Origin of the sequence: Alcanivorax sp. DSM 26293 (assembly GCF_900107995.1) — a bacterium.
Classification (GTDB): Bacteria; Pseudomonadota; Gammaproteobacteria; order Pseudomonadales; family Alcanivoracaceae; genus Alcanivorax.
In genome coordinates this window covers 98,204-122,936 of sequence record NZ_FNUM01000008.1, presented here as the reverse complement: position 1 = coordinate 122,936, position 24,733 = coordinate 98,204, and the positions used below count along the sequence as shown (strand labels likewise).

Annotated in this window: 31 protein-coding genes and 3 tRNA genes; 20 read left to right on the top strand and 14 right to left on the bottom strand. The window is 56.6% G+C overall.

The genetic code is table 11. From position 1 onward, the window contains the following. Positions 1 to 14 precede the first annotated feature (14 nt). Entirely contained in the window at positions 15 to 938 is a 924-nt protein-coding gene (locus tag C4S63_RS14285) for a LysR family transcriptional regulator (protein ID WP_103917986.1), read from the top strand. A gap of 173 nt (positions 939 to 1,111) precedes the next feature. On the opposite strand, the gene C4S63_RS14280 is transcribed toward C4S63_RS14285, so the two are convergent. The 8 genes from C4S63_RS14280 to C4S63_RS14250 form a co-directional block, all read right to left on the bottom strand. Further along, positions 1,112 to 1,498: a DUF6713 family protein gene (locus C4S63_RS14280; RefSeq protein WP_103917985.1), complete on the bottom strand. Its 387-nt coding sequence runs from the start codon at positions 1,496 to 1,498 to the stop codon at positions 1,112 to 1,114. 71 nt (positions 1,499 to 1,569) lie between these two features. Then, on the bottom strand, positions 1,570 to 2,034 hold the full coding sequence (locus C4S63_RS14275; protein ID WP_063508286.1) for a DUF1456 family protein: 465 nt from the start codon (positions 2,032 to 2,034) through the stop codon (positions 1,570 to 1,572). Positions 2,035 to 2,119: 85 nt separating this feature from the next. Further along, on the bottom strand, positions 2,120 to 2,437 hold the full coding sequence (locus tag C4S63_RS14270; RefSeq protein WP_103917984.1) for a multidrug efflux SMR transporter: 318 nt from the start codon (positions 2,435 to 2,437) through the stop codon (positions 2,120 to 2,122). Between the two features lie 148 nt (positions 2,438 to 2,585). Continuing rightward, entirely contained in the window at positions 2,586 to 3,431 is an 846-nt protein-coding gene (locus C4S63_RS14265; protein ID WP_160052776.1) for a CHAD domain-containing protein, read from the bottom strand. Positions 3,432 to 3,506: 75 nt separating this feature from the next. After that, entirely contained in the window at positions 3,507 to 3,677 is a 171-nt protein-coding gene (locus C4S63_RS17320) for an SPOR domain-containing protein (protein ID WP_146063392.1), read from the bottom strand. Further along, positions 3,670 to 4,143, bottom strand: a complete 474-nt coding sequence (locus tag C4S63_RS14260) for a CYTH domain-containing protein (protein ID WP_103917982.1) — start codon at positions 4,141 to 4,143, stop codon at positions 3,670 to 3,672. The genes C4S63_RS17320 and C4S63_RS14260 overlap by 8 nt, the downstream gene beginning before the upstream one ends. Beyond that, the gene (locus C4S63_RS14255) at positions 4,127 to 4,534 is read right to left on the bottom strand and encodes a DUF4279 domain-containing protein (RefSeq protein WP_103917981.1); all 408 of its coding nucleotides are present in this window, start codon (positions 4,532 to 4,534) and stop codon (positions 4,127 to 4,129) included. The genes C4S63_RS14260 and C4S63_RS14255 overlap by 17 nt, the downstream gene beginning before the upstream one ends. Positions 4,535 to 4,537: 3 nt before the next feature. Next, positions 4,538 to 5,089, bottom strand: a complete 552-nt coding sequence (locus C4S63_RS14250; protein WP_103917980.1) for a lipocalin family protein — start codon at positions 5,087 to 5,089, stop codon at positions 4,538 to 4,540. Between the two features lie 86 nt (positions 5,090 to 5,175). Here C4S63_RS14250 and ccmA point away from each other — a divergent pair, with 86 nt between their 5' ends. The 8 genes from ccmA to C4S63_RS14210 all read left to right on the top strand — a co-directional run bounded on the left by ccmA (position 5,176) and on the right by C4S63_RS14210 (position 11,601). Beyond that, complete coding sequence (ccmA, locus tag C4S63_RS14245) at positions 5,176 to 5,805, top strand: cytochrome c biogenesis heme-transporting ATPase CcmA (RefSeq protein ID WP_103917979.1); 630 nt, start codon at positions 5,176 to 5,178, stop codon at positions 5,803 to 5,805. Next, positions 5,802 to 6,470, top strand: a complete 669-nt coding sequence (gene ccmB / locus C4S63_RS14240; RefSeq protein WP_103917978.1) for a heme exporter protein CcmB — start codon at positions 5,802 to 5,804, stop codon at positions 6,468 to 6,470. The genes ccmA and ccmB overlap by 4 nt, the downstream gene beginning before the upstream one ends. Before the next feature lie 15 nt (positions 6,471 to 6,485). Further along, positions 6,486 to 7,244 carry a heme ABC transporter permease CcmC gene (gene ccmC / locus C4S63_RS14235; RefSeq protein WP_062817820.1) on the top strand — a complete coding sequence of 253 codons (759 nt, stop codon included), beginning with the start codon at positions 6,486 to 6,488 and terminating at the stop codon, positions 7,242 to 7,244. Further along, positions 7,244 to 7,432: a heme exporter protein CcmD gene (ccmD, locus tag C4S63_RS14230; RefSeq protein WP_103917977.1), complete on the top strand. Its 189-nt coding sequence runs from the start codon at positions 7,244 to 7,246 to the stop codon at positions 7,430 to 7,432. The genes ccmC and ccmD overlap by 1 nt, the downstream gene beginning before the upstream one ends. Beyond that, a complete protein-coding gene (gene ccmE, locus C4S63_RS14225) occupies positions 7,429 to 7,884 on the top strand; it encodes a cytochrome c maturation protein CcmE (protein WP_063508294.1) in 456 nt (151 codons plus the stop codon). The genes ccmD and ccmE overlap by 4 nt, the downstream gene beginning before the upstream one ends. Before the next feature lie 245 nt (positions 7,885 to 8,129). Next, complete coding sequence (locus tag C4S63_RS14220; RefSeq protein WP_062817817.1) at positions 8,130 to 9,617, top strand: RimK family protein; 1,488 nt, start codon at positions 8,130 to 8,132, stop codon at positions 9,615 to 9,617. Positions 9,618 to 9,784: 167 nt separating this feature from the next. Further along, entirely contained in the window at positions 9,785 to 11,101 is a 1,317-nt protein-coding gene (locus C4S63_RS14215; protein WP_103917976.1) for a DUF2157 domain-containing protein, read from the top strand. Continuing rightward, complete coding sequence (locus C4S63_RS14210; protein ID WP_103917975.1) at positions 11,098 to 11,601, top strand: GDYXXLXY domain-containing protein; 504 nt, start codon at positions 11,098 to 11,100, stop codon at positions 11,599 to 11,601. The genes C4S63_RS14215 and C4S63_RS14210 overlap by 4 nt, the downstream gene beginning before the upstream one ends. A gap of 152 nt (positions 11,602 to 11,753) precedes the next feature. Here C4S63_RS14210 and C4S63_RS14205 read toward each other — a convergent pair whose 3' ends face one another. Continuing rightward, positions 11,754 to 12,407, bottom strand: a complete 654-nt coding sequence (locus C4S63_RS14205; RefSeq protein ID WP_062817814.1) for a glutathione S-transferase family protein — start codon at positions 12,405 to 12,407, stop codon at positions 11,754 to 11,756. 185 nt (positions 12,408 to 12,592) lie between these two features. On the opposite strand from C4S63_RS14205, the gene C4S63_RS14200 reads away from it, so the two are divergent. The 7 genes from C4S63_RS14200 to C4S63_RS14170 all read left to right on the top strand — a co-directional run bounded on the left by C4S63_RS14200 (position 12,593) and on the right by C4S63_RS14170 (position 16,600). Next, positions 12,593 to 12,668: transfer RNA gene (locus C4S63_RS14200), tRNA-Glu, on the top strand. A gap of 34 nt (positions 12,669 to 12,702) precedes the next feature. After that, positions 12,703 to 12,778 (top strand) — tRNA-Gly (locus C4S63_RS14195). A 103-nt stretch (positions 12,779 to 12,881) separates the two neighbouring features. Further along, the gene (locus C4S63_RS14190; RefSeq protein WP_062817813.1) at positions 12,882 to 13,553 is read left to right on the top strand and encodes a histidine phosphatase family protein; all 672 of its coding nucleotides are present in this window, start codon (positions 12,882 to 12,884) and stop codon (positions 13,551 to 13,553) included. 44 nt (positions 13,554 to 13,597) lie between these two features. Next, entirely contained in the window at positions 13,598 to 14,530 is a 933-nt protein-coding gene (locus tag C4S63_RS14185) for an ABC transporter ATP-binding protein (protein ID WP_062817812.1), read from the top strand. After that, entirely contained in the window at positions 14,527 to 15,300 is a 774-nt protein-coding gene (locus C4S63_RS14180; protein ID WP_103917974.1) for an ABC transporter permease, read from the top strand. Before C4S63_RS14185 ends, C4S63_RS14180 begins: the two co-directional genes overlap by 4 nt. A 55-nt stretch (positions 15,301 to 15,355) precedes the next feature. Continuing rightward, entirely contained in the window at positions 15,356 to 16,195 is an 840-nt protein-coding gene (gene queF, locus C4S63_RS14175) for an NADPH-dependent 7-cyano-7-deazaguanine reductase QueF (RefSeq protein ID WP_062817810.1), read from the top strand. A gap of 36 nt (positions 16,196 to 16,231) precedes the next feature. After that, positions 16,232 to 16,600 carry a DUF4870 domain-containing protein gene (locus C4S63_RS14170; RefSeq protein ID WP_103917973.1) on the top strand — a complete coding sequence of 123 codons (369 nt, stop codon included), beginning with the start codon at positions 16,232 to 16,234 and terminating at the stop codon, positions 16,598 to 16,600. Between the two features lie 149 nt (positions 16,601 to 16,749). Here C4S63_RS14170 and C4S63_RS14165 read toward each other — a convergent pair whose 3' ends face one another. After that, positions 16,750 to 18,228 (bottom strand): AbgT family transporter, encoded by a 1,479-nt coding sequence (locus tag C4S63_RS14165; protein WP_103917972.1) that lies wholly within the window; start codon positions 18,226 to 18,228, stop codon positions 16,750 to 16,752. Between the two features lie 439 nt (positions 18,229 to 18,667). On the opposite strand from C4S63_RS14165, the gene C4S63_RS14160 reads away from it, so the two are divergent. The 3 genes from C4S63_RS14160 (at position 18,668) to C4S63_RS17315 (ending at position 21,728) form a co-directional block, all read left to right on the top strand. Continuing rightward, the gene (locus C4S63_RS14160; RefSeq protein WP_103917971.1) at positions 18,668 to 20,101 is read left to right on the top strand and encodes a site-specific integrase; all 1,434 of its coding nucleotides are present in this window, start codon (positions 18,668 to 18,670) and stop codon (positions 20,099 to 20,101) included. Between the two features lie 87 nt (positions 20,102 to 20,188). Further along, complete coding sequence (locus C4S63_RS14155) at positions 20,189 to 21,277, top strand: hypothetical protein (RefSeq protein WP_103917970.1); 1,089 nt, start codon at positions 20,189 to 20,191, stop codon at positions 21,275 to 21,277. Between the two features lie 40 nt (positions 21,278 to 21,317). Then, the gene (locus C4S63_RS17315; RefSeq protein ID WP_146063391.1) at positions 21,318 to 21,728 is read left to right on the top strand and encodes a hypothetical protein; all 411 of its coding nucleotides are present in this window, start codon (positions 21,318 to 21,320) and stop codon (positions 21,726 to 21,728) included. Between the two features lie 732 nt (positions 21,729 to 22,460). On the opposite strand, the gene C4S63_RS17310 is transcribed toward C4S63_RS17315, so the two are convergent. Continuing rightward, on the bottom strand, positions 22,461 to 22,865 hold the full coding sequence (locus tag C4S63_RS17310; RefSeq protein WP_146063390.1) for a hypothetical protein: 405 nt from the start codon (positions 22,863 to 22,865) through the stop codon (positions 22,461 to 22,463). An 86-nt stretch (positions 22,866 to 22,951) separates the two neighbouring features. Between C4S63_RS17310 and C4S63_RS14150 the strand changes: the two genes are divergently transcribed. Then, positions 22,952 to 23,305 carry a hypothetical protein gene (locus C4S63_RS14150; protein ID WP_103917969.1) on the top strand — a complete coding sequence of 118 codons (354 nt, stop codon included), beginning with the start codon at positions 22,952 to 22,954 and terminating at the stop codon, positions 23,303 to 23,305. 75 nt (positions 23,306 to 23,380) lie between these two features. Here the strand turns inward: C4S63_RS14150 and C4S63_RS14145 are convergent. The 3 genes from C4S63_RS14145 to C4S63_RS14135 all read right to left on the bottom strand — a co-directional run bounded on the left by C4S63_RS14145 (position 23,381) and on the right by C4S63_RS14135 (position 24,594). Next, positions 23,381 to 23,468, bottom strand: a tRNA-Ser gene (locus tag C4S63_RS14145). A 128-nt stretch (positions 23,469 to 23,596) separates the two neighbouring features. Next, complete coding sequence (locus C4S63_RS14140) at positions 23,597 to 24,040, bottom strand: YiiD C-terminal domain-containing protein (protein ID WP_062817807.1); 444 nt, start codon at positions 24,038 to 24,040, stop codon at positions 23,597 to 23,599. Further along, entirely contained in the window at positions 24,037 to 24,594 is a 558-nt protein-coding gene (locus tag C4S63_RS14135) for a nitroreductase (RefSeq protein WP_062817806.1), read from the bottom strand. Before C4S63_RS14135 ends, C4S63_RS14140 begins: the two co-directional genes overlap by 4 nt. Positions 24,595 to 24,733 lie beyond the last annotated feature (139 nt).

The following is a 24,733-nucleotide window of genomic DNA, read 5'->3' as shown; positions in this document are numbered from 1 at the left end:
TATGAGTTTGTCTCATGCTGGAAGTCCGACATCTGACCACCCTGCTGGCGATCGAAGAGGCCGGTTCCCTGATGGAAGCGGCGGAACGGCTTCATGTGACCCAGTCTGCGCTGTCCCATCAGCTCAAGGATCTGGAAGGTAGGCTGGGCGCTGCCTTGCTGGTCCGGCGCACGCGTCCGGTGCGATTTACCACGGCTGGCTTGCGGGTATTGACGCTGGCCCGGGAGGTGTTGCCCCGGGTGCAGCAAACGGAAAGGGATCTGAAACGCCTGGCGGCGGGCCAGACCGGGCGCCTGCATATCGCCATTGAATGTCACTCCTGCTTCCAGTGGCTGATGCCGGCACTGGATGCGTTTCGCGAACACTGGCCGGAAGTGGAACTGGACCTGTCTGCGGCCTTCAGTTTCGCGCCCTTGCCGGCGCTGGTGCGCGGTGACCTGGATATGGTGATCACTTCCGATCCGCAGGAAAACGAGGCGGTGAAATATCTGCCCCTGTTCCGCTATGAGCTGGTGCTGGCGGTATCCCGGCAGTCGCCCCTGGCGGCAAGCAAGTGGATTGAGCCGGACGATATTGCCGACCAGACCCTGATTACCTACCCGGTGGAGCGGGAGCGTCTGGATGTGTTCACGGCGTTCCTCAACCCGGCCAATGCTGAACCCGCCGCCATTCGTACCGCCGAACTGACTCCCATGACAGCACAACTGGTGGCGGCGGGCCGGGGCGTGGCGGCGTTACCCAACTGGGCGCTTACCGAGTACACCGAGCATGACCTTTTGAAAACCGTGCGGCTGGGCGAGAAGGGCGTCTGGCGCACGCTGTACGCGGCCGTGCGGGTGGAGGACCATCACACCCCTTACATGCAGGAATTCTGGGAAACCGCCAAGGAGTTGTGTTTCAAGACCCTGAGCGGGGTGCGGGCGGTTAAAGGCAGTTAATCCTTTCCTGTAGGAGCTATGCTTGCATGGCGAACACGACGTAAGAGAAGTTCGCCATGCAAGCATAGCTCCTACAATCCATGGAAACGTCGGCTTGGGTAATAGAGAAAAATAACGCCAGTAGATGCTGGCAGGGTTGCTGTTGAATCAGCTCGCCTGCGGTGCGATTTTCCTCAGGTTTGGCTGTTGCGATTTGCAAGGGGCAACGTTTTCAGTTGTGCGAGAGACAAAATGAACGTGGCTGCCAGCAGGAACAGCGACATGGGCTGCCTAAATTCTGGATGTCCGGCCAGGAAGAAGCCGCTGTGGATGGCGACGGTCAGTAGTCCCAGCCCAGCCAGGAATTGGTGAGACAGGCGTTGGTGTGGGCTGTGGGTGGCCACCTGCAGGAAGGCCATCAGTGCCAGAGCGATGATGGGCAGGTTCAGTATCAGGTTGAACTGATTGCCGCCGGGCAGGTGGAAAAGATTCCATTCGTGCCAGTAGGCGGCATCAATCTGGTGGGTGAGCAGGACGGTGGTGTTTAACAGAAAAAGGGTTTGGGGCAGATCGGGTTTCATGGCATCTCTCCGCTGTTCCTGTCATGAAACCCGGTTTGCCGGGCTGGCGCCATTACCTCTGAGGTAACGGTTTATTCCCCGTCGCGAAACTGTATCTGTAGTCCTGTCAGGAAATTACGCAGGATCTGGTCCTTGCACTCCCGATAATGCTTGTGGCCGGGTTTGCGGAAGAATGCGCTGAGCTCGTGTTTGCTCAAACGGAAGTTGGCCAGTTCCAGAATGGCCAGCACGTCCTCGGCCTGCAGGTTCAGTGCGATCTTCAGTTTCATGAAAATCATGTTGTTGGTCAGGCGGGATTCCGGTTCCGGTTGCGGGCCGGGCTTTTTGCCACGCAGGGCATTGATCAGGCCATTGAGAAAGATTGCCAGGGTGCGGTCGTTGCACTTCTGGAAGGCCGGATCGTCATCTTTTTTCAGCCAGTCGCTGATCTGTTCCCGGGTCACGGTTTCGCCGGCTTCGGCGAAGACGCCGATCATGCGGCTATCGTCAAAGTCGAAGATATAGCGAGCGCGGCGCAGAACGTCATTATTAAGCATGGAAAACCTGTAGTGAGCGGCAGGAGAGGGCGTGGGCCCATGTTACAGGGAACCGGTAACCGGGACACGCCCCTATTGTTCGGGCTTACGGGGTGAAAATCTTCAGCCCGACAATGCCCGCCAGAATCAGCCCCAGGCACAGCAAACGCGGCGCATTGACGGCATCCTGGAACAGCAGAATGCCCAGCAGCACGGTGCCGATGGTGCCCATGCCGGTCCACACTGCATAGGTGGTGCCCACGGGCAGGGTCTGCATGGCTTTGGCCAATAGCCAGAAGCTGGCGGCCATGCCGATGACGGTTAACAGGGAAGGAAGCGGGCGGGTAAAGCCGTGGCTTGCTTTCAATCCTAACGCCCAGCCGGATTCGAGGATGCCGGCGAGAATGACCAGAACCCATGCCATGATAAAACTCCTGCATGGGGTCGTCCCCTGGCAGGCTTTTGAACAGCCTGCCCGTGAGTGCCGTGATCGAGGTCGTCCTCGGGCACTGGATTGGTGATTGTATCAAGCCCTTGGAAGTGGGCAAGGAAGGAAAAGTTCCCCCGAGCGGTCAGCTGGCGGTCACCCCGGTGATCCATTTTTTGGTGGGCATCTGAAACAGGCGTTGGCTTTCCGTCTGGCATTTCTTCAGCAGACGTTTTTCCCGCCCGTGGATGGCATCCAGGGTATGGGCCAGGTCTTTCTGCTTCTCGATGGCGTGGCTGTGTGCCAGCACATGCTCGCGGAGCATGTGCAGGTCGTGGAGTTTGCCCAGTTTCTTGCCCAGGCGCTCCAGGTCCGCATCGTGGCAGGGTGTGTGGATGTTTTGATCCGCCAGGGCCTGCTGCTGATAGAGCAGGTACTTCACCCATTTGCGCAGGTCATGCCAGGGTTGCGGGTCGCTGCCGCCCTGGGCCTTGATGGTGCGATTGCGGCACTGCTTGTAGGTGCGCGCCAGACCACTGACCAGCAACTCATGGTCGCTGATGCTCAGGGCCAGCGACTGCCAATATTGCTGGTCCTGGGCGAAGGCGGTGATGGCTTCCTGATGGTGGTGGGTTTCCGGCTGAAGGTCGGTGTCGCTGAACAGTGTGCTCGCCACCCGGCTCAGGGAATGCCGGTGGGGCTTGTCGGCCTTACTGGCCAGTTTCTGTAGCGTGGCGGCCATGACGTGGTTGTCGCGGGCGCCGGCCAGCAGCCGGGCGGCACTGCGGATGCCGTGATCAAAGGCGCGGTGATCGTCGCGGCTGAGCCAGGGGCGCAGCAGTTGCCATTGGGCGCGCAGCCGTTTCACGGCCACCCGGCAGTCGTGTACGGCATTGGCGGGCAGGGGTTGATGCTGCAGATCTGCCAGTGCCTGCGCATTAATGCGGATGGCCTGCTGGCATAGCCGTTCAACCAGGGTGTTCTCGTCCATGCTTCCCTCCGTCCTCCTCATGAGTCTGTCGGGATATTATGACTGCGTCGTGATGAACATTATCCATCCAGTGATTCACTGAGCGCCAGCTTCATCATTGTCTTCCACCCAGTAGATCTGCTTGTGGCCTTGGGCCTCATAGTGCTGACGGGCCTGTTCCGCTGCCTGGCGACTCGGGTAGTCAGCCACTCTGGCCCGGATGCCGTTATCGTCCTGGCGCCAGAGGGTATAGCGGTGCTCAGTCATCGGCCCACTGGTTGAAGGGCGTGCTGCTCAGTGCGCTGTTGTAATAGCGGGGATCGCCGGTGACTTCTTCGCCCAGCCAGTCGGGTTTGTCGAAGGGGGTGTCTTCACTGGGCAGTTCGATTTCAGCAACGATGAGGCCATCGTTGTCACCATGGAAGACATCAATTTCCCAGCACAGCTCGCCCTGGGGCAGGCGGTAGCGGGTCTTGTCGATGACGCCGGCGTTGCACAGCTCATCCAGCATTTGCCGGGCGTCTTCCTCAGGCACCGGGTATTCGAATTCACTGCGGGTGGCGCCCACGGTTTTACCCTTGATGGTCAGCCAGCCGCGGGTGCCGGCAATGCGAACGCGCACGGTGGCGTTCTTGTCGTGGCTCAGGTAACCCTGCGTCAGCCGTTCGCCGGCCAGTGAATCCACGATGCGCGGATCGTTGATAAGAAACTTACGCTCAATTTCCTGTGCCATGGTCGAGTCCCAGTTGATCGAAGGTGATGGCAAAGCCCAGGCTTTCATAGCCCTCGAGAATCTCGGCGGGCAAGTAGAACGCCGGGTCGTCCATCACGAAGTAATGTGACACGCCGATGCCGAAACGGTAGCCCGGATCCAGGGCCTGCAGTTGCGGCGTCAGGCGCTTGAGTTTGTAGAGCAGTTTCTCGAAATGATCCCGGTGGCTGGCGGTGTGGTCCAGCTGGCTGGAGAGGATCCAGCGATTTTCCCGGCGGCGTGCCTCGGGGAAGGCCTCGCTGAAGCTTTCCCCTTCATGCCAGTAGTCGTCAGCGCTTTGTCCCAGCAGCAGATCCAGTTGGCGGGGATCATGGTCAAAGCCGAACACCGCAAAATAGACGTGGTGTTCCATGGCTCACTGTTCCGGTTGCAGGTCGCGGTTGCGTTGCAGCTCGTTCACCGGAAAGCCCTTGCTTTCGGCCAGCTGCAGCAATGCTTGATATTGATCATCTGGCAGCTCCGGGCTACGTGCCAGAATCCACAGGTATTCCCGGCTCGGTTCGCCGATCACCACCGTCTGGTAATTCTTGTCCAGGGCAATGATCCAGTAATTGCCCTCGGTGATGGTGGGTAACAGCCTGGAGATCCAGCTGTCGAAACGCACCTTGAGTTTGGCATTGTCAGAACCGGGGACCACCCGGGCGGTGCCTTCCGCTACGCTGGGTTCCTCGCCGTCACGTTGGCAGCGGTTGACCACGCGCACGGTGCCATCCTCATTGAGAGAGTAAGTGGCGGTGGAGTTATAGCAACCGCGCTGGAACCACTGGGGCAGTCGGGCGATTTCATACCAGGTGCCGCTGTAGCGTTCCAGGTCTACTTGGTCGACGGTGGCCAGGGGCTTGTCCCCGCCGCAGGCGCCCAGCAGGCTGGCGAGGAGCAGGGTGAACAATCCCGGTATCAGTCGCATGGAGATATCCTCTTTGTGGGTAGAGTGACAGGCTAGCCTGAATCAAGCCTGACATGAATGGGCATGCTATACTGCCGCGCTGTTCCATGGAGGCAATTTTGTCCGATTCATCCACCAGACTTGAGCTTGTGCAACTGGGCTGCGAGCGCGACGATCGCATGCTGTTCAGTGGCCTGAGCCTGACCGCCCGCGCCGGGGAAATCTGGCAGATTACCGGTGCCAACGGCGCCGGCAAGACCACCCTGTTGCGGATTCTGGTGGGGCTGCATGGCTTCTTTGAGGGCGAGCGCCGCTGGTGGCAGCCCCAATGGCAGCAGGACCTGTTGTATCTGGGGCACCAGCCCGGTGTCCGCGAAGAGCTCAATCCGCTGGAAAACCTGCGCTATGCCTGCGCCCTGAACCATCAGGCCGGTGACCCCATGGCGGCCCTGGCGGCGGTGGGCTTGCGGGGTTTCGAGGATGTCCCGGCGGCACACCTGTCTGCGGGGCAGAAACGGCGGGTTGCTCTGGCGCGGCTGTGGTTGCAGCGCAAAGCGGTGTGGGTACTGGACGAGCCCTACACGGCCATCGACCAGGACGGCGTGGCACAACTGGATGCGCAGATGCAGCAGGCCGCTGAGGCCGGCTCCCTGGTGATCTATACCTCCCACCACCGGGTTGGCGACGGCGTGCAGCGACTGCATCTGGAGAATGGCCGTGCCGAGGTGGTGTCATGAATACCTTCCGTGCCGCCCTGGGTCGGGAATTGCTGGTGCTGTGGCGTAGCCCGGCGGAGATTATCAATCCGCTGTTTTTTTTCGTGATGGTGATCAGCCTGTTTCCGCTGGCAATCTCCCCGAAACCGGAATTGCTGGCTACCGTGGCGCCGGGGGTGCTCTGGGTGGCGGCCCTGCTGGCGGTGATGTTGTCCCTGGATGGGCTGTTCCGCCGGGACCAGGAAAGCGGTGTGCTGGACATGTTGCTCACGGCCCCCGTGATACCAGTGGTGCCGGTACTGGCTAAATTGCTGGCTCACTGGCTGCTCACCGGCCTGCCGCTGGTACTGATTTCGCCGCTGCTGGGCCACATGCTGCAACTGCCGGATGGGGCCCTGGGGACGGTGATGCTGAGCCTGCTGCTGGGCACCCCGGCGCTGACGATTGTCGGCGCCATTGGCGCGGCCCTCACGGTGGGGCTCAATCGAGGTGGTATCCTGCTTGCCGTGCTGGTGCTTCCCCTTTATATCCCGGTGCTGATTTTTGGCGCCGGGGCGGTGAGTGCGGCGGCCGGTGGCGCCAATGTGGGTGGCATTCTGGCGATTCTGGGTGCCTTGCTGGCATTAACGATCAGTCTGGGACCCTTGGCGGTGAGCGCCGGTCTCAAAATCAGTTCAGGGAATTGAGGTTCAGATAACGAAATGGTCTGGCAAACGTTGAAGCGGTGGTACCACATGCTGGGCTCACCGCGCTATTTCTACACCTTCAGCTCCCGGGTACTGCCCTGGCTGACGCCCATTGCCTTGCTGACTCTGGCGGCGGGCCTGGTCTGGGGATTGGCATTTGCTCCGGCGGATTATCAGCAGGGCAACAGCTACCGGATCATCTTCATTCACGTGCCCGCATCCAGCGGTGCCCTGATGGGCTACATGGCTCTGGGCGTGTCCGGTCTGGTGGCGGTGGTCTGGCGCATGAAGATGGCGGAGGTGATGCTCAAGTCCATCGCACCCTTTGGGGCGGCGCTGGCGGCCATTTCCCTGGTGACCGGTGCCCTGTGGGGCAAACCTACCTGGGGTACCTACTGGCAGTGGGATGCGCGCATGACCTCCATGCTGATTCTGCTGTTCATGTATGTGGGGGTGATTGCCCTGCAGGCGGTCATCCGCGATCCCCGCCAGGCAGCCCGGGCCGCGGGCCTGCTGGCCATGGTAGGGGTGATCAATGTGGTGATCGTGAAGTATTCCGTGGAATGGGTGCAGACCCTCCATCAGGGTTCCACCCTGAAGATGTTCGGTGAATCCACCATTGATCCGGCCATGAAGTATCCGCTGCTGTTGAGCATGCTGGGCCTGTGGCTGCTCTATGCCGTCAATGTGCTGCTACGCGCTCGTACTGAGGTGCTGTGGCGGGAACGGCGCAGCAAGTGGGTGAGCAAACGGGTGAAGGAGGGCGAGCACTGATGGCTTTCGACAGCTTTGCCGATTTTCTGGCCATGGGAAAACATGGATTTTATGTCTGGAGCGCCTACGGATTCAGTGCGCTTTTGATCATCGCCAACATGGTGTTGGCGATACGCGGGCAGGGACAAGTGCGTCAACGTCTGGCACGGCAACAGCGCCGTGACTCTCTGGGAGAATCTGAACAATGAATGCGGCACGCAAGCAGCGACTGATCCTGGTGGTCTCCATTCTGGTGGGCCTGGCTATCGCCTGCGGATTGATGTTTTATGCCCTGCGCCAGAACATCAATCTGTTTTTCACTCCCCAGCAGGTGATGGCCGGTGAGGCGCCACTGGAAACCCAGATGCGAGTGGGTGGCCTGGTGGAAGAGGGCAGTGTGGTGCGCGACCAGGAGACCCTGGACGTGCAGTTTGTGCTCACCGATGGCAAGGGCCGCTTTACCGTGCACTATCAGGGTATCCTGCCGGACCTGTTTCGCGAGGGGCAAGGCATCGTCGCCAACGGCACCCTGATAAGCCGCAACCGCTTTGAGGCCGAGGAAGTGCTGGCCAAGCACGACGAAACCTACATGCCGCCGGAAGTCCAGGATGCCTTGGAAAAGGCCGGTCATCCGGGAGCGAAGAAAGGCAGTGAACAGTGAATAGTTAACAGTGAACAGTTCGCGATTGGGCCTGGTCCTGCTTTGCAAGATGAGAGGCCGCGTCCATGGCATGGGTGCGGCCTCTTTGCTTGTAGTTGAACCGGCGCTGGACCGCGCCGCTGTTAACTGTTAACTGTTCACTATTCACTGTTAACTGAATAAAACCGCTTGCTACCCCTCCCTGTCTGGCCCTACATTCGCGGGTATCGGTGCCATCTCCGGCGCCTCGCAATTTAGGGCTTTTCATGAGTCAGGTTATTATTCTGGTCGACGACCCGGCAGACTGGGCCGCCTACTATCCCGCCCGCCATCTGCTCTCTGCCCGGGAGTATCTGCAGGCACAGCAACCGGTCTGTACCGACAAGAAAGTGCAGGTGATCAACCTGTGCCGCAGCTATAAATACCTCAGCCCCGGCTACTACTGTTCCCTGCTGGCGGAAGCTCGTGGGCAGCGGGTGTTGCCGTCCGTACGAACAGTGAATGATCTGAGCCGCAAGGCGCTTTATGGCCTGCATTTCGGTCAGTTCGAAGCGGCGCTGGACAAGGCCATGAAACGCAAGGGCAGTGGGACGGATCACTTCTCGCTGATGCTGTACTTCGGCCACACCACCCAGGAAGGCCTGGCTGACCTGGGGCGGCAGATTTTCGATCAGTTGCCCTGTCCGTTGTTGAAGGTGGAGTTCCGTCGCCGCGAGCAGTGGACCATCGAAGCGTTGAAGCCGTTGGCCCTGAAGCAACTGAAAGGGGCCGAGGAAGATGCCTTTGCCCAGGCCCTGGAGCAGTTCAATGCCCGTGTCTGGCGCAACCCGCGCCGCCGTCGCAGTGACCGCTACGAACTGGCCATGCTGGTTAACGAGGAAGAGGCGTTGCCGCCCAGTGACAAGGCGGCGTTGAAGCGTTTTATTCGGGCCGGACGTCAGCTGGGGATTCGCGTGGACCAGATCGGCCGTGATGCCTACACCCGCCTGGGTGAGTACGACGGTCTGTTTATCCGCGAGACCACCGCACTGGATCACCATACCTATCAGTTCGCCCGCAAGGCAGAACAGGAGGGCATGGTGGTGATGGATGACCCGGGTTCGATCCTGCGCTGCACCAACAAGATCTATCTGGCGGAACTGATGCAGGCCAACGGGGTGCCGGTGCCGCCAACGGCTTTTGTGTTCAGCGATGACGATGAGCAGATTGACCGACTGATCGACGAGCTGAAACTGCCCATGGTGTTGAAGATTCCTGACGGCAGTTTTTCCCGGGGTATCAGCAAGGTGAAGACCCGCGAAGAGCTGGCCACCAGCCTGCGGGATTACCTGAAACAGTCGTCGGTGGTATTGGCCCAGGCCTTTATGTACACGGATTACGACTGGCGCATCGGCGTGCTCAACAACCGGCCCCTGTTCGCCTGTCAGTATTTCATGAGCAAAGGGCACTGGCAGATCTACCACCACCAGAGCGGCGGCAAGACCGAATCCGGCAACAGCCGTACCCTGCCGGTACAGGAAGTCCCGCCCAAGGTGCTGAAAGCCGCCCTCAAGGCCGCAAAGCTGATGGGCAATGGTCTCTATGGCGTGGACCTGAAACAGTCCGGGGACCAGGTGGTAGTGATCGAGGTGAACGACAACCCGAACATCGATGCCGGGGTGGAAGACGCCTGGTTGGGCGAGGATCTCTATCGCCAGGTGATGCTGGAGTTCCTGCGTCGCATGGAGGCCAAGCGCATCGGCCTGCCGGTGTAGCCTCTCCCTTTCCGTAGGAGCGTCGCTGGCGGCGCGATTCGGGCATTGGCCAGAGGTGCTCCTAGAGGGGGCTTTATTGAACGCCTTGGCTCATTTCTCGCAACATCCTGGCGTTGCCTTTCGCCACCTCGTCAGGTCTGATCGAAGAAAAGCACAAGGAACTCTCCATGCAACTTCTCGGGTTATTGCGTCGCGAGCTGCGTAGCGAATGTCGCCAGTGGGTGGACGACGGCGATATCAGTGAAGACCAGGGCAACCGCATTCTGGCCCGCTACGGCACCCGCCTGGACGACGATTCCGACAGTTCACTGGCCTACAAGGTGCTGGTCGCTGTGGCCTTGTTATTTGTCGGTATGGCCATCCTGATGCTGGTGTCAGCCAACTGGGAGTCGATCCCCCGGGCCGTGCGCATGCTGGGCTTGATTGCTACCACCGTGGCGTTGAACGGGGTGGGCATCTATCAATACCTGCAGCGCCGAGAGGGTATCGGCTGGCTGTTTCTCGGCGGCATCAGCTATGGCGCCTCGATCATGCTGATCGCGCAGATCTACCACCTGGGCGAACATTTCCCGAATGGCCTGTTTTACTGGGCACTGGGCGTGGCACCCATGGCCTGGCTGGTGCGTAGCCGGGTGATTACCCTGCTGATGCTGGCGGTGGCCATGCTCTGGCTGTTTGCCGAAGGGCAGTTTTCACCACCCTGGGCCATGGCCCTGTTCATGGCAGTGGGGCTGACGGTGGCGGTACAGGCCCGGTCCGCGGGGCTGATGCTGGTGCTGGCGGCAGTGGCGGTGAGCTGGCTGAATCTGTTGCTGGGCTGGGCCTATGGCTACCCGCGCGGGCCGGATTTCGAGGCCGGGCATCTGACCCTGAATCTGGGCCTGCTGGCGTTGCTCTATGCGCTGGTCTGTTGGCTGGGCAGTCGCCCTGCCTTGCACTGGCAACGGGCCGGCAGTCTGATCGGACTATGGACCCTGCGGGGCTATCTGTTGCTATTGCTGCCGTTCACGTTCAGCGAATTCTCCGAGGGTTACCTCCATGAGCAGGCCGGGTTGACGGACCCGGGGTTGTGGCTGGGGCTGCTGCCGGCCTTGCTGGCGTCATCATTGTTGGTGTTTCGCCGTCTGGGACAGACCGGCGGGCGCTTGCTGGTCATGCTGCTGCCATTCGTGATGCTGGCGATTCATGGTTTGTTGAGTCGGGACGATGCCATGCTGTTTGCGGTGGCGGTGAATCTGCTGGCGTTGTTGTCGGCCATTGTGCTGATTCAGGAGGGCTTGCGGCGTGGCCTCAGCCAGTTCTTCTACAGCGGCATTGCCCTGGTATTGGCGCTGGCGGTGATGCGCTATCTGGATCTGTTCGGTGATTACCTGGGCGCCGCGGCCATGTTCCTGGTGGCGGCGGCGGTGCTCTATGGCGCGGCGCGCTACTGGCGTCGCCAGCAGCGTCTTGTGGCGCCGGAAAGCGGGGAGGGACAGGCATGAAACAACGCACTCTGGGCCTGGCCTTGCTGGCCGCGCTTACCCTGCAAGTGGTGATTCTCGCCGGGGTCTTTGTGAACGGTTTCTACCCGCTATGGCTGGGCAAGGAAATCCGTGTGGAAACCCGTCCGGTGGACCCGCGGGATCTGTTCCGCGGCAACTATGCCCGCCTGGGCTACGATTTCAGCACCCTGCCTGCGACAGGATTTCGTCCCGGTGACGTGATTTATCTGCCTCTTGAGCAAGACGGCGAGCTGTGGCGCGGGCTGACTCCGTCCCACCAGCCCCCGGCGCAGGGTCTTTACCTGCGCGGCAGAGTCAGCGGTTTGCCCTGGGGCGGCACCCGCCGAGTCACCTACGGCATCGAGGCCCTGTTTGCCCCGAAGGAAAAGGCGCTGCAACTGGAGCGGGAATTACGGGACGGCGCTGTGGCGGTGCTGAAGGTGGCACCGAATGGTCGGGCGGCGCTGGTGACGGTGGAGACAAAGGCAGTTGATAATTGACAGTTGAAAGTTGACAGCTGCGCGGGACAGGTTTGTTTATTCTCAAAAGTAAGAGGCCGCGTCCATAGTCCGGGCGCGGCCTCTTTGCTTTCAAGCTATGACGTGCTGATACGCGTAGCTGTCAACTGTCCACTATCAACTGTCAATTATGTTCACCCCATCACCTTCTGAATAAACCCGGACTCCTTCTCGATGGTTTTGGCAAAGGGCTCCAGGGCGTGCATGCGCTCGGTGTGGGCGGCCAGGTTGGGGTAGTTGGCCGGATCGATGCTTTCGCCACCGTGTTTGAAGTTGACCAGCTGGCTGGCCAGGCTGATATCCGCCACGCTCAGGCTGTCGCCAACCAGGAACTCACGACCCTCCAGTTCCTTGTCCAGATAGGCAAACAGGGGCGGGATGGTGGTGGTCAGGGCGTGCTGCACTTTCTCTTCATCGCACTCCTTGCCGATCAGGCGCATGACCACCCGGTTGCGGAACACGGCGAAGGTACAGCGCATGGCCAGGTCATAGTCCACATAACGCTGGAACCAGATTGCCCGCCCCAGTTCCATGGGGTCGGTGGGGTAGAGGGCCGGTTCCGGGTAGACCTTCTCCAGGTAGGCGCAGATGGCGGCAGAATCCGCCAGGTACTGACCGTCCACTTCCAGGGCCGGAATGCGTTTCATGGGGCTGATCTTTTCGTAGCCTTCCGGTGGATTGTTGGGGTCGATATGTACGGCTTCGTAGTCAACTCCTTTCAGTGCCAGCACCACGCGGGTCTTGCGAACGAAGGGTGACAGGGCGGCTCCGTACAGCTTGATGGTCATGGGTCTCTCCCGGTAAATGGTTGTTTTTTCAACGGTGTGGCGAAAGTTTCGCCGTTCTAGCGCGCCAATATCAGAGCAGCACAGGTTTTTCGGGTCAATGACGGACCGGGCCAAAATTTTTCCTTGACGCTGGCCGATCAGATACCTATTCTACGCGCCGCTTTGACGTACCACGTCAAGCCCGGGTCCCCTTCGTCTAGTGGCCCAGGACACCGCCCTTTCACGGCGGTAACAGGGGTTCGACTCCCCTAGGGGACGCCACTAATTCGCTGGTCGTTAGCTGGCAAAAAGTTAAGCGGGAATAGCTCAGTTGGTAGAGCACGACCTTGCCAAGGTCGGGGTCGCGAGTTCGAATCTCGTTTCCCGCTCCAAATCAGAAGGGACCCTTTCGGGTCCCTTCGTCGTTTCCGGCCCTGTCATTTGCTTTCAACCGGGCGGCCCTTACACTAGGGACTGACCGAAAGCGAAGAGACTATGGCCCGCCTACACCCCCGATTGCTGGAAGCCCTCAACCTGTTACCGCAGGACAAGCCTGTTCATCTGCTGACACGGCATTCTGTGCGTGAGTTGGCCAAGAACGGCTTTGCCGACTATCGGTTGCCGCTGACCCCGGAAGGTATCGACATGGCCCGTGAATGGGGCGCCCAGCTGGCGCGGCCAGTGGAGGCGTTCTATTCCAGCCCGGTGGGGCGCTGTGTGAATACTGCCATCGCCATGGCAGAAGGCGCCCGCAAGGCGGGGCTGATTGATGAGATTCCCGATATCACCACGGATACCACCCTGGTGGAGCCGGGGTGCTATGTGGAGGACCTGAACCAGGTGGGGCCCACCTTCCTGAAAATGGGGGCCTTCCGGTTTCTCAATCAGCACCTTCAGGAGCCGTTCGACGGCATGCTGTCCCCGGCAGAAGGCCGCAGCAAGCTGGCGGCCTACCTGAAAGCCCGGGAGCCGGCCAGTGGCCACCTCAATGTTCACGTGACCCATGACACCATTCTGGCGGTGCTGGTGGCCGAGCTGCATGGCCGCCGCCGCATCAGCGAAGAGGACTGGCCCTGGATGATGGAAGGGCTGTGGGTGTGGTTCAGCGGTGGGCAGATGCACTGGGTCTGGCGTGGTGAACATGGCCACCGGGTGCTGGACCACTGATCTCTCTCTTCACCATCCATTCGACTATTTTGGCGAGGTAATCCTTGTCTGCTCTGACGATTCGTAATCTGACCAAGACCTATGCCAATGGTGTGCAGGCGCTCAAGGGCATCGATCTGCAGGTGGAGAAGGGTGACTTCTTTGCCCTGCTTGGCCCCAACGGTGCGGGCAAATCCACCACCATCGGTGTGATCAGTTCCCTGGTCAACAAGACCGGCGGAGAGGTGAGTATCTTCGGCTATTCCCTGGATACCGAACGGGCCCTGGCCAAGCAGAAAATTGGCGTGGTGCCCCAGGAATTCAACTTCAACCAGTTTGAAAAGGTGTTCGACATCGTCGTCACCCAGGCGGGTTTTTATGGCATCCCCGCGCCCCTGGCTCGAGAACGGGCGGAGAAATACCTGCGCCAGCTGGGCCTGTGGGAAAAACGCGACAAACAGTCTCGGACCCTGTCAGGCGGCATGAAGCGCAGGTTGATGATTGCCCGGGCGCTGGTGCATGAACCGGAACTGCTGATTCTGGATGAGCCCACCGCCGGGGTGGATATCGAGCTGCGCCGTTCCATGTGGGATTTCCTTACCCGCATCAACGGTGAAGGCAAAACGATCATTCTCACCACGCATTATCTGGAAGAGGCGGAATCCCTGTGTCGCCACATTGCCATCATTGATCACGGCACCATCGTGGAAAATACCGACATGAAATCCCTGCTGGAAAAACTGCAGGTGGAAACCTTTATTCTGGATCTGGCCCGGCCGGTCACCGAGGAGCCGGTGCTGGAGGGGTTCGAGGTGTGGCTGAAAGATTCCCGAACGCTGGAAGTGGCGGTACCCAAATCACAAAGCCTCAACACCCTGTTTGTGGCGTTGGCGGATCAGCACTTCGAAGTGATGAGTATGCGTAACAAGGCCAACCGGCTGGAGGAGTTGTTTGTGCGACTGGTGGAGCAGAATCTGCCCGGGGAGCAGGCATCATGAGTGCACGCGAACAGTGGGTGGCCTTTCTCACCATCGTTACCAAGGAAATCCGTCGTTTTACCCGGATATGGCCGCAGACACTGCTGCCCCCGGCGATCACCATGACCCTGTACTTCGTGATCTTCGGCAATCTCATCGGGAGCCGCATCGGTGAGATGGGCGGGTTTAATTACATGCAGTACATCGTCCCCGGCCTGATCATGATGAGCGTGATACAGAACAGCTACGGCAATGTGGTGAGCTCGTTCTTTTCCACCAAGTTCCAGCATTCCATTGAAGAGATGCTGGTGTCGCCGATGCCGGCCCACGTGATCCTCAATGGCTTTATCGTTGGTGGGATGGTGCGCGGGATGCTGGTGGGCCTGATCGTCAGCCTGCTCAGTCTGTTTTTCACCCATCTGTCCATGCAGCACCTGCTGATTACCATCACCGTGGTGATACTGACGGCGGCCCTGTTTGCCCTGGGCGGTTTCATCAACGCCATCTTTGCCAACAAGTTCGATGATATTTCCATCGTTCCCACCTTTATTCTGACGCCGCTGACCTACCTGGGCGGGGTGTTCTATTCCATCGATTTACTGCCGGAATTCTGGCGGACAGTGAGCCTGGCGAACCCCATCGTTTACATGGTCAATGCCTTCCGTTACGGCGTGCTGGGTGTCAGTGATGTGAATGTCTACGCGTCACTGGGAGCGATCCTGATGTTTGTGGTGGCTTTCTATCTGCTGGCACTGTGGCTGTTGCAACGGGGTACGGGTATTCGCCACTAAACAATCGGATTATGATGGGAATATAATCCATGGACGGGTGTGCCAAGAGGTAATCATGAGTTATTTGAAGGAAACGCCACTGGGGCGGTCCACCGATTATGTGGATGAGTACATGCCCTCGTTGTTGTGCCCGGTGCCGCGCTGGGATGCGCGGGAATCCCTGGAGCTGGAGGAGCTGGGCGATGAGGATACCAGCCTGCCGTTCCACGGCACGGATATCTGGAATGCCTACGAGCTGTCCTGGCTCAATGAAAAAGGCAAACCGGTGGTGGCCCTGTGCGAGCTGCGTATTCCCTGTACTACCCCCAATATTGTGGAATCCAAGTCGCTCAAGCTGTATCTGAATTCCTTTGCCAACACCCGTTTTGAAAGTCGAGACAAGGTACGCGCTGCCATTGAAAAGGATGTGGCCCAGACCGTGGGTGGCAATATGGAAGTGTTGCTGTATTCCCTGGAAGAATCCGCCGGTTTTCCTGTCTGGGAAGATCGTGGTCAGTGCGTGGATAACATCGATATCGGGTTTGAGCACTATGAATACCGGCCCGACCTGCTGCTGTGCGACCAGGGGGCCGAGCAGACCGGCCAGCTTTATTCCCACTTGCTACGTAGCCATTGCCCGGTAACCAACCAGCCGGACTGGGCCACGGTGGTGGTGCGCTACACCGGTCGTGCCATCAGCCCGGCCAGTTTTCTGCGTTATGTGGTGTCCCTGCGAAATCACCAGGGGTTCCATGAACAGATTATCGAGCAGATGTTCGTGGATCTGATGCGCCAGTGCTCCCCACGCCACCTGACCGTTTATGGTCGCTTTACGCGCCGGGGAGGCATCGACATCAATCCGTTCCGCTCCAACAGCGAGCAGCCCTTACCGAATCGACGCACCATCCGTCAGTAACATCATCAAGCCAACATCGTTATCAAGGAGCGAATAATGTCGGATCTGGAACAGACCCAGAGCGAAACCAAACCGGAAGAACGCAGCCTGGGCCTTGCCTGCCACCTCCTGGCGCTGGCGGGTCTGGTGGTGCCGTTCGGGAATATCCTGGGGCCACTGATCATGTGGCTGGTCAAGAAAGATGAAAGTGCCTTTGTCGATGACCAAGGCAAGGAAGCATTGAACTTCAACATCACCATTTCCATTGCCGGCTTTATTGCCTTCCTGCTGATGTTTGTGGTCATCGGCGGTCTGCTGTTGCCGATCATCGGTATCTTCTGGTTGGTGATGACCATCATCGCCGCGGTGAAGGCCAATGGCGGAGAGCGGTATCGTTATCCGTTGACCATTCGGTTGATTAAATAATAGCTACAAGCTACAAGCTACAAAAAAACCGCACCCTTTGGACGCGGTTTTTTTGTTTTAAGAGAGTTTCAGCGCGGAGCACGGCGACTGGAATTTGGCAATGTCTTTACCTCGTGTTGCAGCTTGAAGCTTGGGGCTTGCTGCTGCCTTTAAGGCCCCAACGGCCAGCCAAGCCCGATCCACACTCCCAGCAAGACCGACCACCCAAACAACAACGTCAGGCTATACGGCAGCATCAGGGCGATCAGGGTGCCGATACCGGTGTCTGGCTGATAGCGGCGAGCGAAGCCCAGTACCAGTACGAAATAGGGCATCAGCGGGGTGATGATATTGGTGCTGGAATCACCCACCCGGTAGGCCGCCTGGGTTGCTTCCGGGGAGATGCCCAGTAGCATCAGCATGGGTACGAAGATGGGCGCGAGGATAGACCACTTGGCCGAAGCGCTGCCGATCAATAAATTGATCAGAGCGGCAAGCAATACGAAAAACAGCAACAGCACCACCTTGGGTAGCGTCAGGCTGCCCAGCCAGGCAGCGCCCTCGATGGCGAGCAGCAGTCCCAGCTGACTGTAATTGAACCAGGCCACAAACTGGGCGGCGAAAAACATCAGCACCAGGTAGCCGGCCATGGAGGCCATGGTGGTTTCCATGGCACTGATGATGTCGCCGGCATTGCGAAACTGGCCGCTCATCCGCCCATACACGGCACCACACACCCCTGCGATGACTGCCACGATCACTACCAGCCCGTGAATGAACGGCGAGCCCAGGATGCCACCGGTGTCCTGGTGGCGCAGGGGCGCATCGGCGGGTAGCACCAGCAAGGCAATGCCCCCCAGCAGCAGCACCAGGGTGGCCAGCGTCCATTTCAGGGCGTGGGGGTGGCTGCTTGGCACTTCCGGGGCGGAGGCCTCACCACGTGGCTGGTTGGCCAGCCTGGGTTCGGTGATGCGCTGGGTGACCAGGGTGACCAGTGCGGTGACGAGAAAGGTGGAGACGATAATGAACCAGTAATTGCCGGTGGCATCCACGGTTCGGCTCGGGTCCACAATCCGGGCGGCTTCCGTGGACAGGCCGGCCAGGGTGGCATCCACCGGCCCCACTAAAAGGTTGGCGCTGAAGCCGCCGGATACCGCTGCAAAGGCGGTGGCGATGCCGGCGATGGGGGAGCGACCGGCAAGCTGAAATACCAGCCCGGCCAACGGGATCAGCACCACATAGCCCGCATCCACGGTGAGGCTGGAGAGGACCCCGGCAAAGGCCACCGTGATCACCAGGGTGCGTCCGGACGCCCGTCGCACCAGACTGGCCAGGCTCACTGACAACAGCCCGGACTGCTCTGCCACGCCCAGCCCCAGCATGGCCACCAGCACGATGCCCAGTGGTGCAAAGCCGGTGAAGTTGCCCACCAAGGAGGTGAACAGATAGCGAATGCCGTCGCCGTCGACCAGCGAGCGCACCGTTACCGTCTCGTCGCTGAGCGGATGCACGGTGGATAGCCCCATTGCTCCCAATACTGCGGTGAGCGGAAGCAGCAACAGGCAAAGCCAGACAAACAGCAAGGTCGGGTGGGGCAGTTTGTTGCCCAATGTTTCCAGTCGGCCCAGCCAGCCGGGGGTGTTGGTCATGGTGTGGCCCCTTGTGGTAATCGGATTACTTTAGCGAGGAGCGGCTAGCGGGAACAAGGGTGATCGAGGGCGGTGTTTCGTAGGAGCTATGCTTGCATGGCGAATGGTTGGAGAAGGTTCGCATGTCGCAGATCCCCCTTGGGGGGGCAAGCATAGCTCCAACAGATGGCGGAAGGCGTTACATCTTTACCGGTTTCGCGGAAAGATATCGCCTGGCGTTGTGAGGGTTCAACTCCCTCATGGCGCCCACAAAAAAGCCCCGCAGTGCGGGGCTTTTTTAAATTTGGCGGTGGGGGAGGGACTTTCCATATTTGGGGGCTAAGCCTTTGTTTTCCTTTGTTTTCAATGGTTTAAAATTGGTTTTGCTACAAATTATTGCTACAAAATGAGTCTCACCACTGCTACAATTTTGCCAAATTTGGCTAAAAATTGAACAGCTATGGCAAGCGATAACCTCATCCTCAGGGGCGGTAACTGGTACGTCCGTCTCTCCGTCCCTGCTGACGTTCGCCCAATCCTCAACCGCCGAGAATATACGGCAAGTCTCAAAACAGGCTCGAAGCAAGAAGCCCAACGGCTGAAATTGCCGTTTTTAAGCGCATGGCGGGACGCAATAGCTGAGGCAAGGGGTTTTGCCCCTGACAGGGCAGAAAGTCAGCGAGAGGGGGCATATTTGGCCTCTCAGGCTATTGAGACGTACTTAAATGAATCTGTGCGGCTCTCTGCACTCGGAAAGACGAAAGAAGCGAATGAGGCCAGTTTTGAGCTGGTGAAGGAGCTGGATTCATTCGGGCTGGACTATGAAGCTGTATTGCCGCTGGTGCAGAAATACCAAGGCGGTGATATTGCTGATTGGGTAGGTTTTCAGAAAGAGCTAACAGAGCTACTGCAAGGGCAGGTGGTGGCATCCATCAACCCTATAGATCCTGCCGAAGTGGGGCAGATTCTCAAAGACCCAAGCCATTACAGGGCAAAGTCACCGATAACAGTTACCCGGTTGGATGCTTTTGAGGATTACCAACGGCGCAGGGGCGTAGTAGCAAAAACAGTAGATACGCAGTTAAGTAGGCTCAAAAAACTCAAGGCTTGGCTTGAAGAGAACCAACGGGAACTGAACCATGAGAGTATCGAGGCGTATCTTGATACTCTCAATTGCGCCACCAAGACAAAGAAAAACCAGCTATTTGCTGGAAATAGTTTCTGGAAGTGGGCAATCAAGAAAGACAAGACTTTTAAGCAGCAGCACCAAAACCAAGCTAACCCATTTGAAAAGCACGATTTTGAGGAAATTAGGGGCGTTCGCAAGAAAGAGCGAAAAGCCTTTACTGTTGCTGATATTCAGAGACTTTATGAATCAGCTAAGGCGCAGAATAAGCGCCAAAACCTTGCGGATCTGATAATGCTTGGAGCCTATACAGGTGCAAGGATTGAAGAGCTTTGTCAGTTGAAAGTTACTGATATTGTGGAAGAGGATGGGGTGGATTGTTTTTATATCAGTAATGGGAAAAATGAGAATGCAGAGAGAATTGTTCCTGTTCATAATGACTTAAAGCCACTGGTGAGGCGTCTAACAAAAGACGCCAATGGAGAATTTCTTATTTCTGCGTCCTGTAGAAACAAGTATGGAAAGCGATCTGACTCCCTTAGCAAACAATTCGGCAGACTGAAAAGAGATCTGGGGTATGGCCCGGATCATGTTTTCCATAGCCTGAGAAAATCCTTTATCACCTTCCTGCAAAACAACGATGTTCCGGGGCTAACGATTGCTTCAATCGTTGGACATGAGACGGGAACGATTACGTTTGACGTTTACAGTGCAGGGCCAAGCCCAAGGCAAAAACTCAAAGCAATATCGACCCTGAAAATCCTTTGATTTGTCTTTTGACTTTGGGGGTCTCGGGGGCGAAGCACCTGAGCAAGAAGGGAGCGGAGCGCTGGTTTACGGAGTAAAGCCCCTATCTTGAAATCGAAGTGGATCGATCCTGCGGGTAAAGCGAAACCATGGGCGAAGTTGCAAGTCCGATTTTTTATGATAATTTTTAAAATAAAAATTATTATGAAAAATTGGACGGTGAAGGTGAAGGCGGTGAAGAAGAAAGACCAAGGTCTGATTCGCTACACACGCTATCTCCTGAGCGCAAACGAGCCCTCCCACGCTGCAACAAACATCCACCCACTGAAAGACCCCAGACAAGCCACGCGCAACATGCTCGCGGAGCATTCGCTGAGACAAGCGGAGAGACGTAGAGCAGGGCTTAGTGGTGGAGGGGTGTCGAATTACGCGCAAAGCTACGTTTTTGCACTGCCGAAAGATATTCCACAACCTACGCAAAAGCAGTGGGTAGGAATAGCGGCAAGGGCAGTGAAGGCGATAGCCAACGAAAACGGGATTGACCCGCAAAAACTCTGGGATGTGACCGGGGTTGTTTTCCATGAAGAACCTACCAAGAGCAAAAACAACCATATTCACGTCCTTGTCGGCAATATCGTAGAAGGGAAGTATCACAAGGGGTTGACGCAAAAAAAGTCCGTATATGCGTCAAAACAGGCGTTTAATGACTACATGCTAGAGGTCTTGAAGGTTGATAATAAAAATTATGAAGCATTGAGCCAAGGACGTGATGAACCGCTATGGCTTGCCAGAAAGAAACAGGCAGAAAAAGAAGAAAGAACAATTATTAAAGCGAGAAAGAGAGCAAGGAAAGAAATCAAGATTGCTCAACTGTGGAAGGAGAAATACAACAAATCTGGATTTAATGAGCTGAAACTTGAGATGTCGCTGAAAAAGCGAGAGATAGAAGAAAAAGAAGAAGAATTGTCTGAGGCAAGCGAATATTTACTTTCAAAAATTGATACTTATGTGGATCAATGTAAAAGGCTCTTGAAATACGTCGAAGATGAAAATGACAAAAGGATTAACTCAACCCTCAACAGGATTGAAAAAACTGAGCAGGATCTTGAAAGGGCTGGATTTGAAGTTCCTGACGAAGAAGAAAGAAAGCGCCGCCGTAATAGTCTTGCACCAAGGCTAAAGCCACCCGGATTTTGATTTTTGTTTTTTTGGGTGTATGCTTTAAATAAAAACTATTATGAAAAAATTACTCATCATTTCACTTTTATCAATATCTCTTCCAGCTTTAGCACAAGAACCGCAAGACAGCTCGAACTTCGACCCACATAAAATGATGGAAATGAATTTTTCCAAACCGGACATGAATCATAGGATAGGAATTGATGTTGATTCTTTTAATGTGCCGCCAAAGGATAGCGGATCTGGAAGTTCAGGCCCGGCAGAGCCAGTCCAGCCTCAGCCAGAATATGAAGTAATCAACATTAAGTACAGGCTTGTTAAAAAATGGCAGAGGCGAAGTGACATAAACTACAATGTTTATTGTGATGAAAAATATATCACCAACTTCACAAAATCAGGTTTTGGTCCCTCACCACAGTACGATTATTACTATGGCAACGTTTGCAAAACAAAAATGGTAGAAAAATAAGGAATAGAGGCTTCGGCCTCTTTTTTTATTAATTATCGGAAATTGATTCGAAATAATTTGACAAAACAAAAAAATATGAAAACATTTTTTTGTAGGAATAAAAAAGAGCCGCTTAGTTTTACTTGCGACTCTTGGTATAGTGAGAAGAAAGTCTTGACAGGACAACCACTATACAAAAAAGATTATCACTCATTTTTTGTATTTCAAGTCCTGCCAAAAACAAACCTTCAAAAAAATAATTTTTTCTCACTATATCCGGCAATTTTTTGGATTCAAGATGTGATGGGAGATTGTCTATAAGTTTTATTCTAGCGGTACAAGGGTTGTCTGCGTACCCGCGTATACTGGGGGCTGTCCCTGTCGAGCTGGAGAGTTCGGCTTACACATTGGAGCGAATTGTTCAGGTGGTGCTGTCAATTAACGTCAATCACTGGAAAAGGACGCAAGTAACAGTGCAGAGACTATCTTCACCAGATGGTTAAAGACTTGCTAAGCGACGCAAAGCCGGGGGTGACACCCTGAGAGAGCAAACACTCAAAAGTGCTCCAAGCACACCCAAATGGGGTGGATGCTATTAGGGGGACTTTGCTCTGCAAAGTCGAAAACGCGCCCACGAGGGAACCGAGTGGTAGCATTATCTGGGGTTATAGTCTTTAACCTAACCAACGTCTTTCAGGGTTTAGAAAGAGAGAACAGAGAGGGTATATATAGAATTTTGCTGGGACTGCTCGGTTAATAGTAGGAAGGATAGCGAGGGTCGGTGTCGTATTCTTGTCTGATTTTCATGTCTTGTATTTCTCTTTCATAATTACGCTGGAGTTTCTCCGTCTCTCTTCTTTGTTGCTGTAGGCCTTGCTCCATTTCTTTTTGGCGACGATTGTATTCTTCTTGGTCAGATCTCATCTGGTTCAGTTTGTCTCGGTTATTCCAGTATTCGCTGCTGTCGTGATAAGAGTCATTTGTTGGTGAGGAAGGGGTGTAGAATAGTTTCTTGGTGGCCCAGTCACTGGGCTGAAAACCTAGAGCACCGCAGGCTGGGCGGTCGAGGCCTGTTGTCCCAGCGCAAGGATCTTGTTTGCTTGCGCACCCAGAAAGGAGAATTAGCGACGATGAGAAAATTACAATAGTCGTTTTCACGGTCTGTCTCGGGTTGAAATTACGCTATAGTCACTGTCCCATAATTCAAATCATTTGCCAAATGTCTATGTTAGGGATATTAGACTATGGATATTGAGAAAAGTCTGGATGAAGAACTACTAGAAAGTATCAATGATGAGAGGGGGAAATATTCTTCTGATTTCCTCTCGGAGATACGTCTTGAGCTATTGCTTAGGGGATACAAAGAAGTTAATGGGGTTTGGAAAAAGCTTGATAGGGATGCTGCTGTTGCGGAGCTTGGCGTTATTGTGAAAGGGCTTATAGATCGTCTAGATGCGATTGAGAAAAGAGGAGGGGCTGCGACACGAGTTGTTGATCCCAAGTTTTTGAATCGTGCCTTTGCGATATGGGGGCATTTTGTTGTGGCAAACTTGATTCTGGGTTTGTTCTTTGGGCTTGTGGCCCTGATTTTTGAATAAATGCTACAAAAGTTTGCTACAAAACGCCCAAGAAAAAACCCTGTAACTCGTTGAAATTACAGGGCTTTCTTTTTTTGGCGGTGGGGGAGGGATTCGAACCCTCGATACGTTTCCGTATACACACTTTCCAGGCGTGCTCCTTCGGCCACTCGGACACCCCACCTTGAACTGATTGTGCTCAAGAGCCATCTGGCCAACTCTTGAGGGCGCGTAGAGTACCGGAGGGTGGGGCCTGAGGCAAGCGCCTCACTGCCTGGTTGGTCAGGGTTTGAGCAGTTCCGGGCGGGAGATTCAGGTTCTAGCCAGGTACAGGCCCTGATACAGGCAAACCACCTGGCCGTCGGAGGCAGTGCCCGTGGCATGAATGCGAAGCGTGGCCTTGCCCCGTCGGCTGAGACGCTGGGTGAAGCGATCCCGGTCTTCTTCGCTGATGGTCGCGGCGATATGCAGATCACCGTCCAGCGGTAATTTGTATTCCAGCGAGGTTTCCACGGCCACCACGTCGGCCGGGTGACCGCTCTGCTGGGCCGCCAGCGTGGTCAGTCCCCAGCCGGCCAGAGTGAGCAGGGCAGACTGGCTGCCGGCAAAGAAGGTGCCCTTGTCATTGTGGTTGGGTGCCAGGGGTGCGGTGACGACCAGGCAGAGACCGTCGAAATCGGCGAAGGTGAAATCCAGATGACGAGTCAGGGGGATGGCGTCGCGGACCCGTTCTCCCAGCGCGGCCAGATCCATCATGGCAGGGTACGGATGAAGTCGGCGGGTGACTCATCCGGCAGGCTTTTCAGATTGCCCAGCGGGGTGCCCAGATACAGGTAGGCCACCACCTGATCCTTGGGGGCAAAGCCCAGCATGCGCTTGGCCAGATCGGAGTTGGCCATGGCACCGGTTCGCCACATGGCGCCCAGGTTCAGTTCATAGGCGGCGACCATCATGTTCTGTACGGCGGCGCCAACGGCCAGCACCTGTTCCCACACGGGAATCTTGTGGTTCTCGGTGACCTCCGCCACGGCCACGATGATGGTCGGTGCACGCATTGCCTTGCTGCGGGCAATTTCCCGGCTGCGTGTATCGGCCTCCGGCTGCTCCTCCAGGAGTTGGGCTTCCATGATGTCGCCCAGCCGTTCCCGTTGCTCGCCTTCCAGGACGATAAACCGCCAGGGACGCAACAGGCCATGGTCCGGTGCACGGATAGCCGCGCGCAGCAACAGGTCGAGCTGCTCATCGCTGGGGCCTGGCTGGTCCAGACGGGGGCTGGAAACACGGGTGGTCAGGGCGGTGATGGTGTCCATTCAGGGCTCCTTGTACTGGGGCGCCATGGTAGCCCGATTTGATAACAAGTCCCAGTCACCGCTATCTGTCTGCCTTTGATCATGCCAGTCTTTTTTCTTAGAAGGGAAACGGATAAGCTTCTCGCAAATCACGTGAAAC

Coding starts and splice junctions, on each gene's coding strand:
- C4S63_RS14285 (WP_103917986.1), top strand. CDS start 15: ATGCTGGAAGTCCGACATCTGACCACCCTGCTGGCGATCGAAGAGGCC.
- C4S63_RS14280 (WP_103917985.1), bottom strand. CDS start 1,498: ATGAAACCCGATCTGCCCCAAACCCTTTTTCTGTTAAACACCACCGTC.
- C4S63_RS14275 (WP_063508286.1), bottom strand. CDS start 2,034: ATGCTTAATAATGACGTTCTGCGCCGCGCTCGCTATATCTTCGACTTT.
- C4S63_RS14270 (WP_103917984.1), bottom strand. CDS start 2,437: ATGGCATGGGTTCTGGTCATTCTCGCCGGCATCCTCGAATCCGGCTGG.
- C4S63_RS14265 (WP_160052776.1), bottom strand. CDS start 3,431: ATGGACGAGAACACCCTGGTTGAACGGCTATGCCAGCAGGCCATCCGC.
- C4S63_RS17320 (WP_146063392.1), bottom strand. CDS start 3,677: ATGACTGAGCACCGCTATACCCTCTGGCGCCAGGACGATAACGGCATC.
- C4S63_RS14260 (WP_103917982.1), bottom strand. CDS start 4,143: ATGGCACAGGAAATTGAGCGTAAGTTTCTTATCAACGATCCGCGCATC.
- C4S63_RS14255 (WP_103917981.1), bottom strand. CDS start 4,534: ATGGAACACCACGTCTATTTTGCGGTGTTCGGCTTTGACCATGATCCC.
- C4S63_RS14250 (WP_103917980.1), bottom strand. CDS start 5,089: ATGCGACTGATACCGGGATTGTTCACCCTGCTCCTCGCCAGCCTGCTG.
- ccmA (WP_103917979.1), top strand. CDS start 5,176: ATGGAGGCAATTTTGTCCGATTCATCCACCAGACTTGAGCTTGTGCAA.
- ccmB (WP_103917978.1), top strand. CDS start 5,802: ATGAATACCTTCCGTGCCGCCCTGGGTCGGGAATTGCTGGTGCTGTGG.
- ccmC (WP_062817820.1), top strand. CDS start 6,486: ATGGTCTGGCAAACGTTGAAGCGGTGGTACCACATGCTGGGCTCACCG.
- ccmD (WP_103917977.1), top strand. CDS start 7,244: ATGGCTTTCGACAGCTTTGCCGATTTTCTGGCCATGGGAAAACATGGA.
- ccmE (WP_063508294.1), top strand. CDS start 7,429: ATGAATGCGGCACGCAAGCAGCGACTGATCCTGGTGGTCTCCATTCTG.
- C4S63_RS14220 (WP_062817817.1), top strand. CDS start 8,130: ATGAGTCAGGTTATTATTCTGGTCGACGACCCGGCAGACTGGGCCGCC.
- C4S63_RS14215 (WP_103917976.1), top strand. CDS start 9,785: ATGCAACTTCTCGGGTTATTGCGTCGCGAGCTGCGTAGCGAATGTCGC.
- C4S63_RS14210 (WP_103917975.1), top strand. CDS start 11,098: ATGAAACAACGCACTCTGGGCCTGGCCTTGCTGGCCGCGCTTACCCTG.
- C4S63_RS14205 (WP_062817814.1), bottom strand. CDS start 12,407: ATGACCATCAAGCTGTACGGAGCCGCCCTGTCACCCTTCGTTCGCAAG.
- C4S63_RS14190 (WP_062817813.1), top strand. CDS start 12,882: ATGGCCCGCCTACACCCCCGATTGCTGGAAGCCCTCAACCTGTTACCG.
- C4S63_RS14180 (WP_103917974.1), top strand. CDS start 14,527: ATGAGTGCACGCGAACAGTGGGTGGCCTTTCTCACCATCGTTACCAAG.
- queF (WP_062817810.1), top strand. CDS start 15,356: ATGAGTTATTTGAAGGAAACGCCACTGGGGCGGTCCACCGATTATGTG.
- C4S63_RS14170 (WP_103917973.1), top strand. CDS start 16,232: ATGTCGGATCTGGAACAGACCCAGAGCGAAACCAAACCGGAAGAACGC.
- C4S63_RS14165 (WP_103917972.1), bottom strand. CDS start 18,228: ATGACCAACACCCCCGGCTGGCTGGGCCGACTGGAAACATTGGGCAAC.
- C4S63_RS14160 (WP_103917971.1), top strand. CDS start 18,668: ATGGCAAGCGATAACCTCATCCTCAGGGGCGGTAACTGGTACGTCCGT.
- C4S63_RS17315 (WP_146063391.1), top strand. CDS start 21,318: ATGAAAAAATTACTCATCATTTCACTTTTATCAATATCTCTTCCAGCT.
- C4S63_RS14150 (WP_103917969.1), top strand. CDS start 22,952: ATGGATATTGAGAAAAGTCTGGATGAAGAACTACTAGAAAGTATCAAT.
- C4S63_RS14140 (WP_062817807.1), bottom strand. CDS start 24,040: ATGATGGATCTGGCCGCGCTGGGAGAACGGGTCCGCGACGCCATCCCC.
- C4S63_RS14135 (WP_062817806.1), bottom strand. CDS start 24,594: ATGGACACCATCACCGCCCTGACCACCCGTGTTTCCAGCCCCCGTCTG.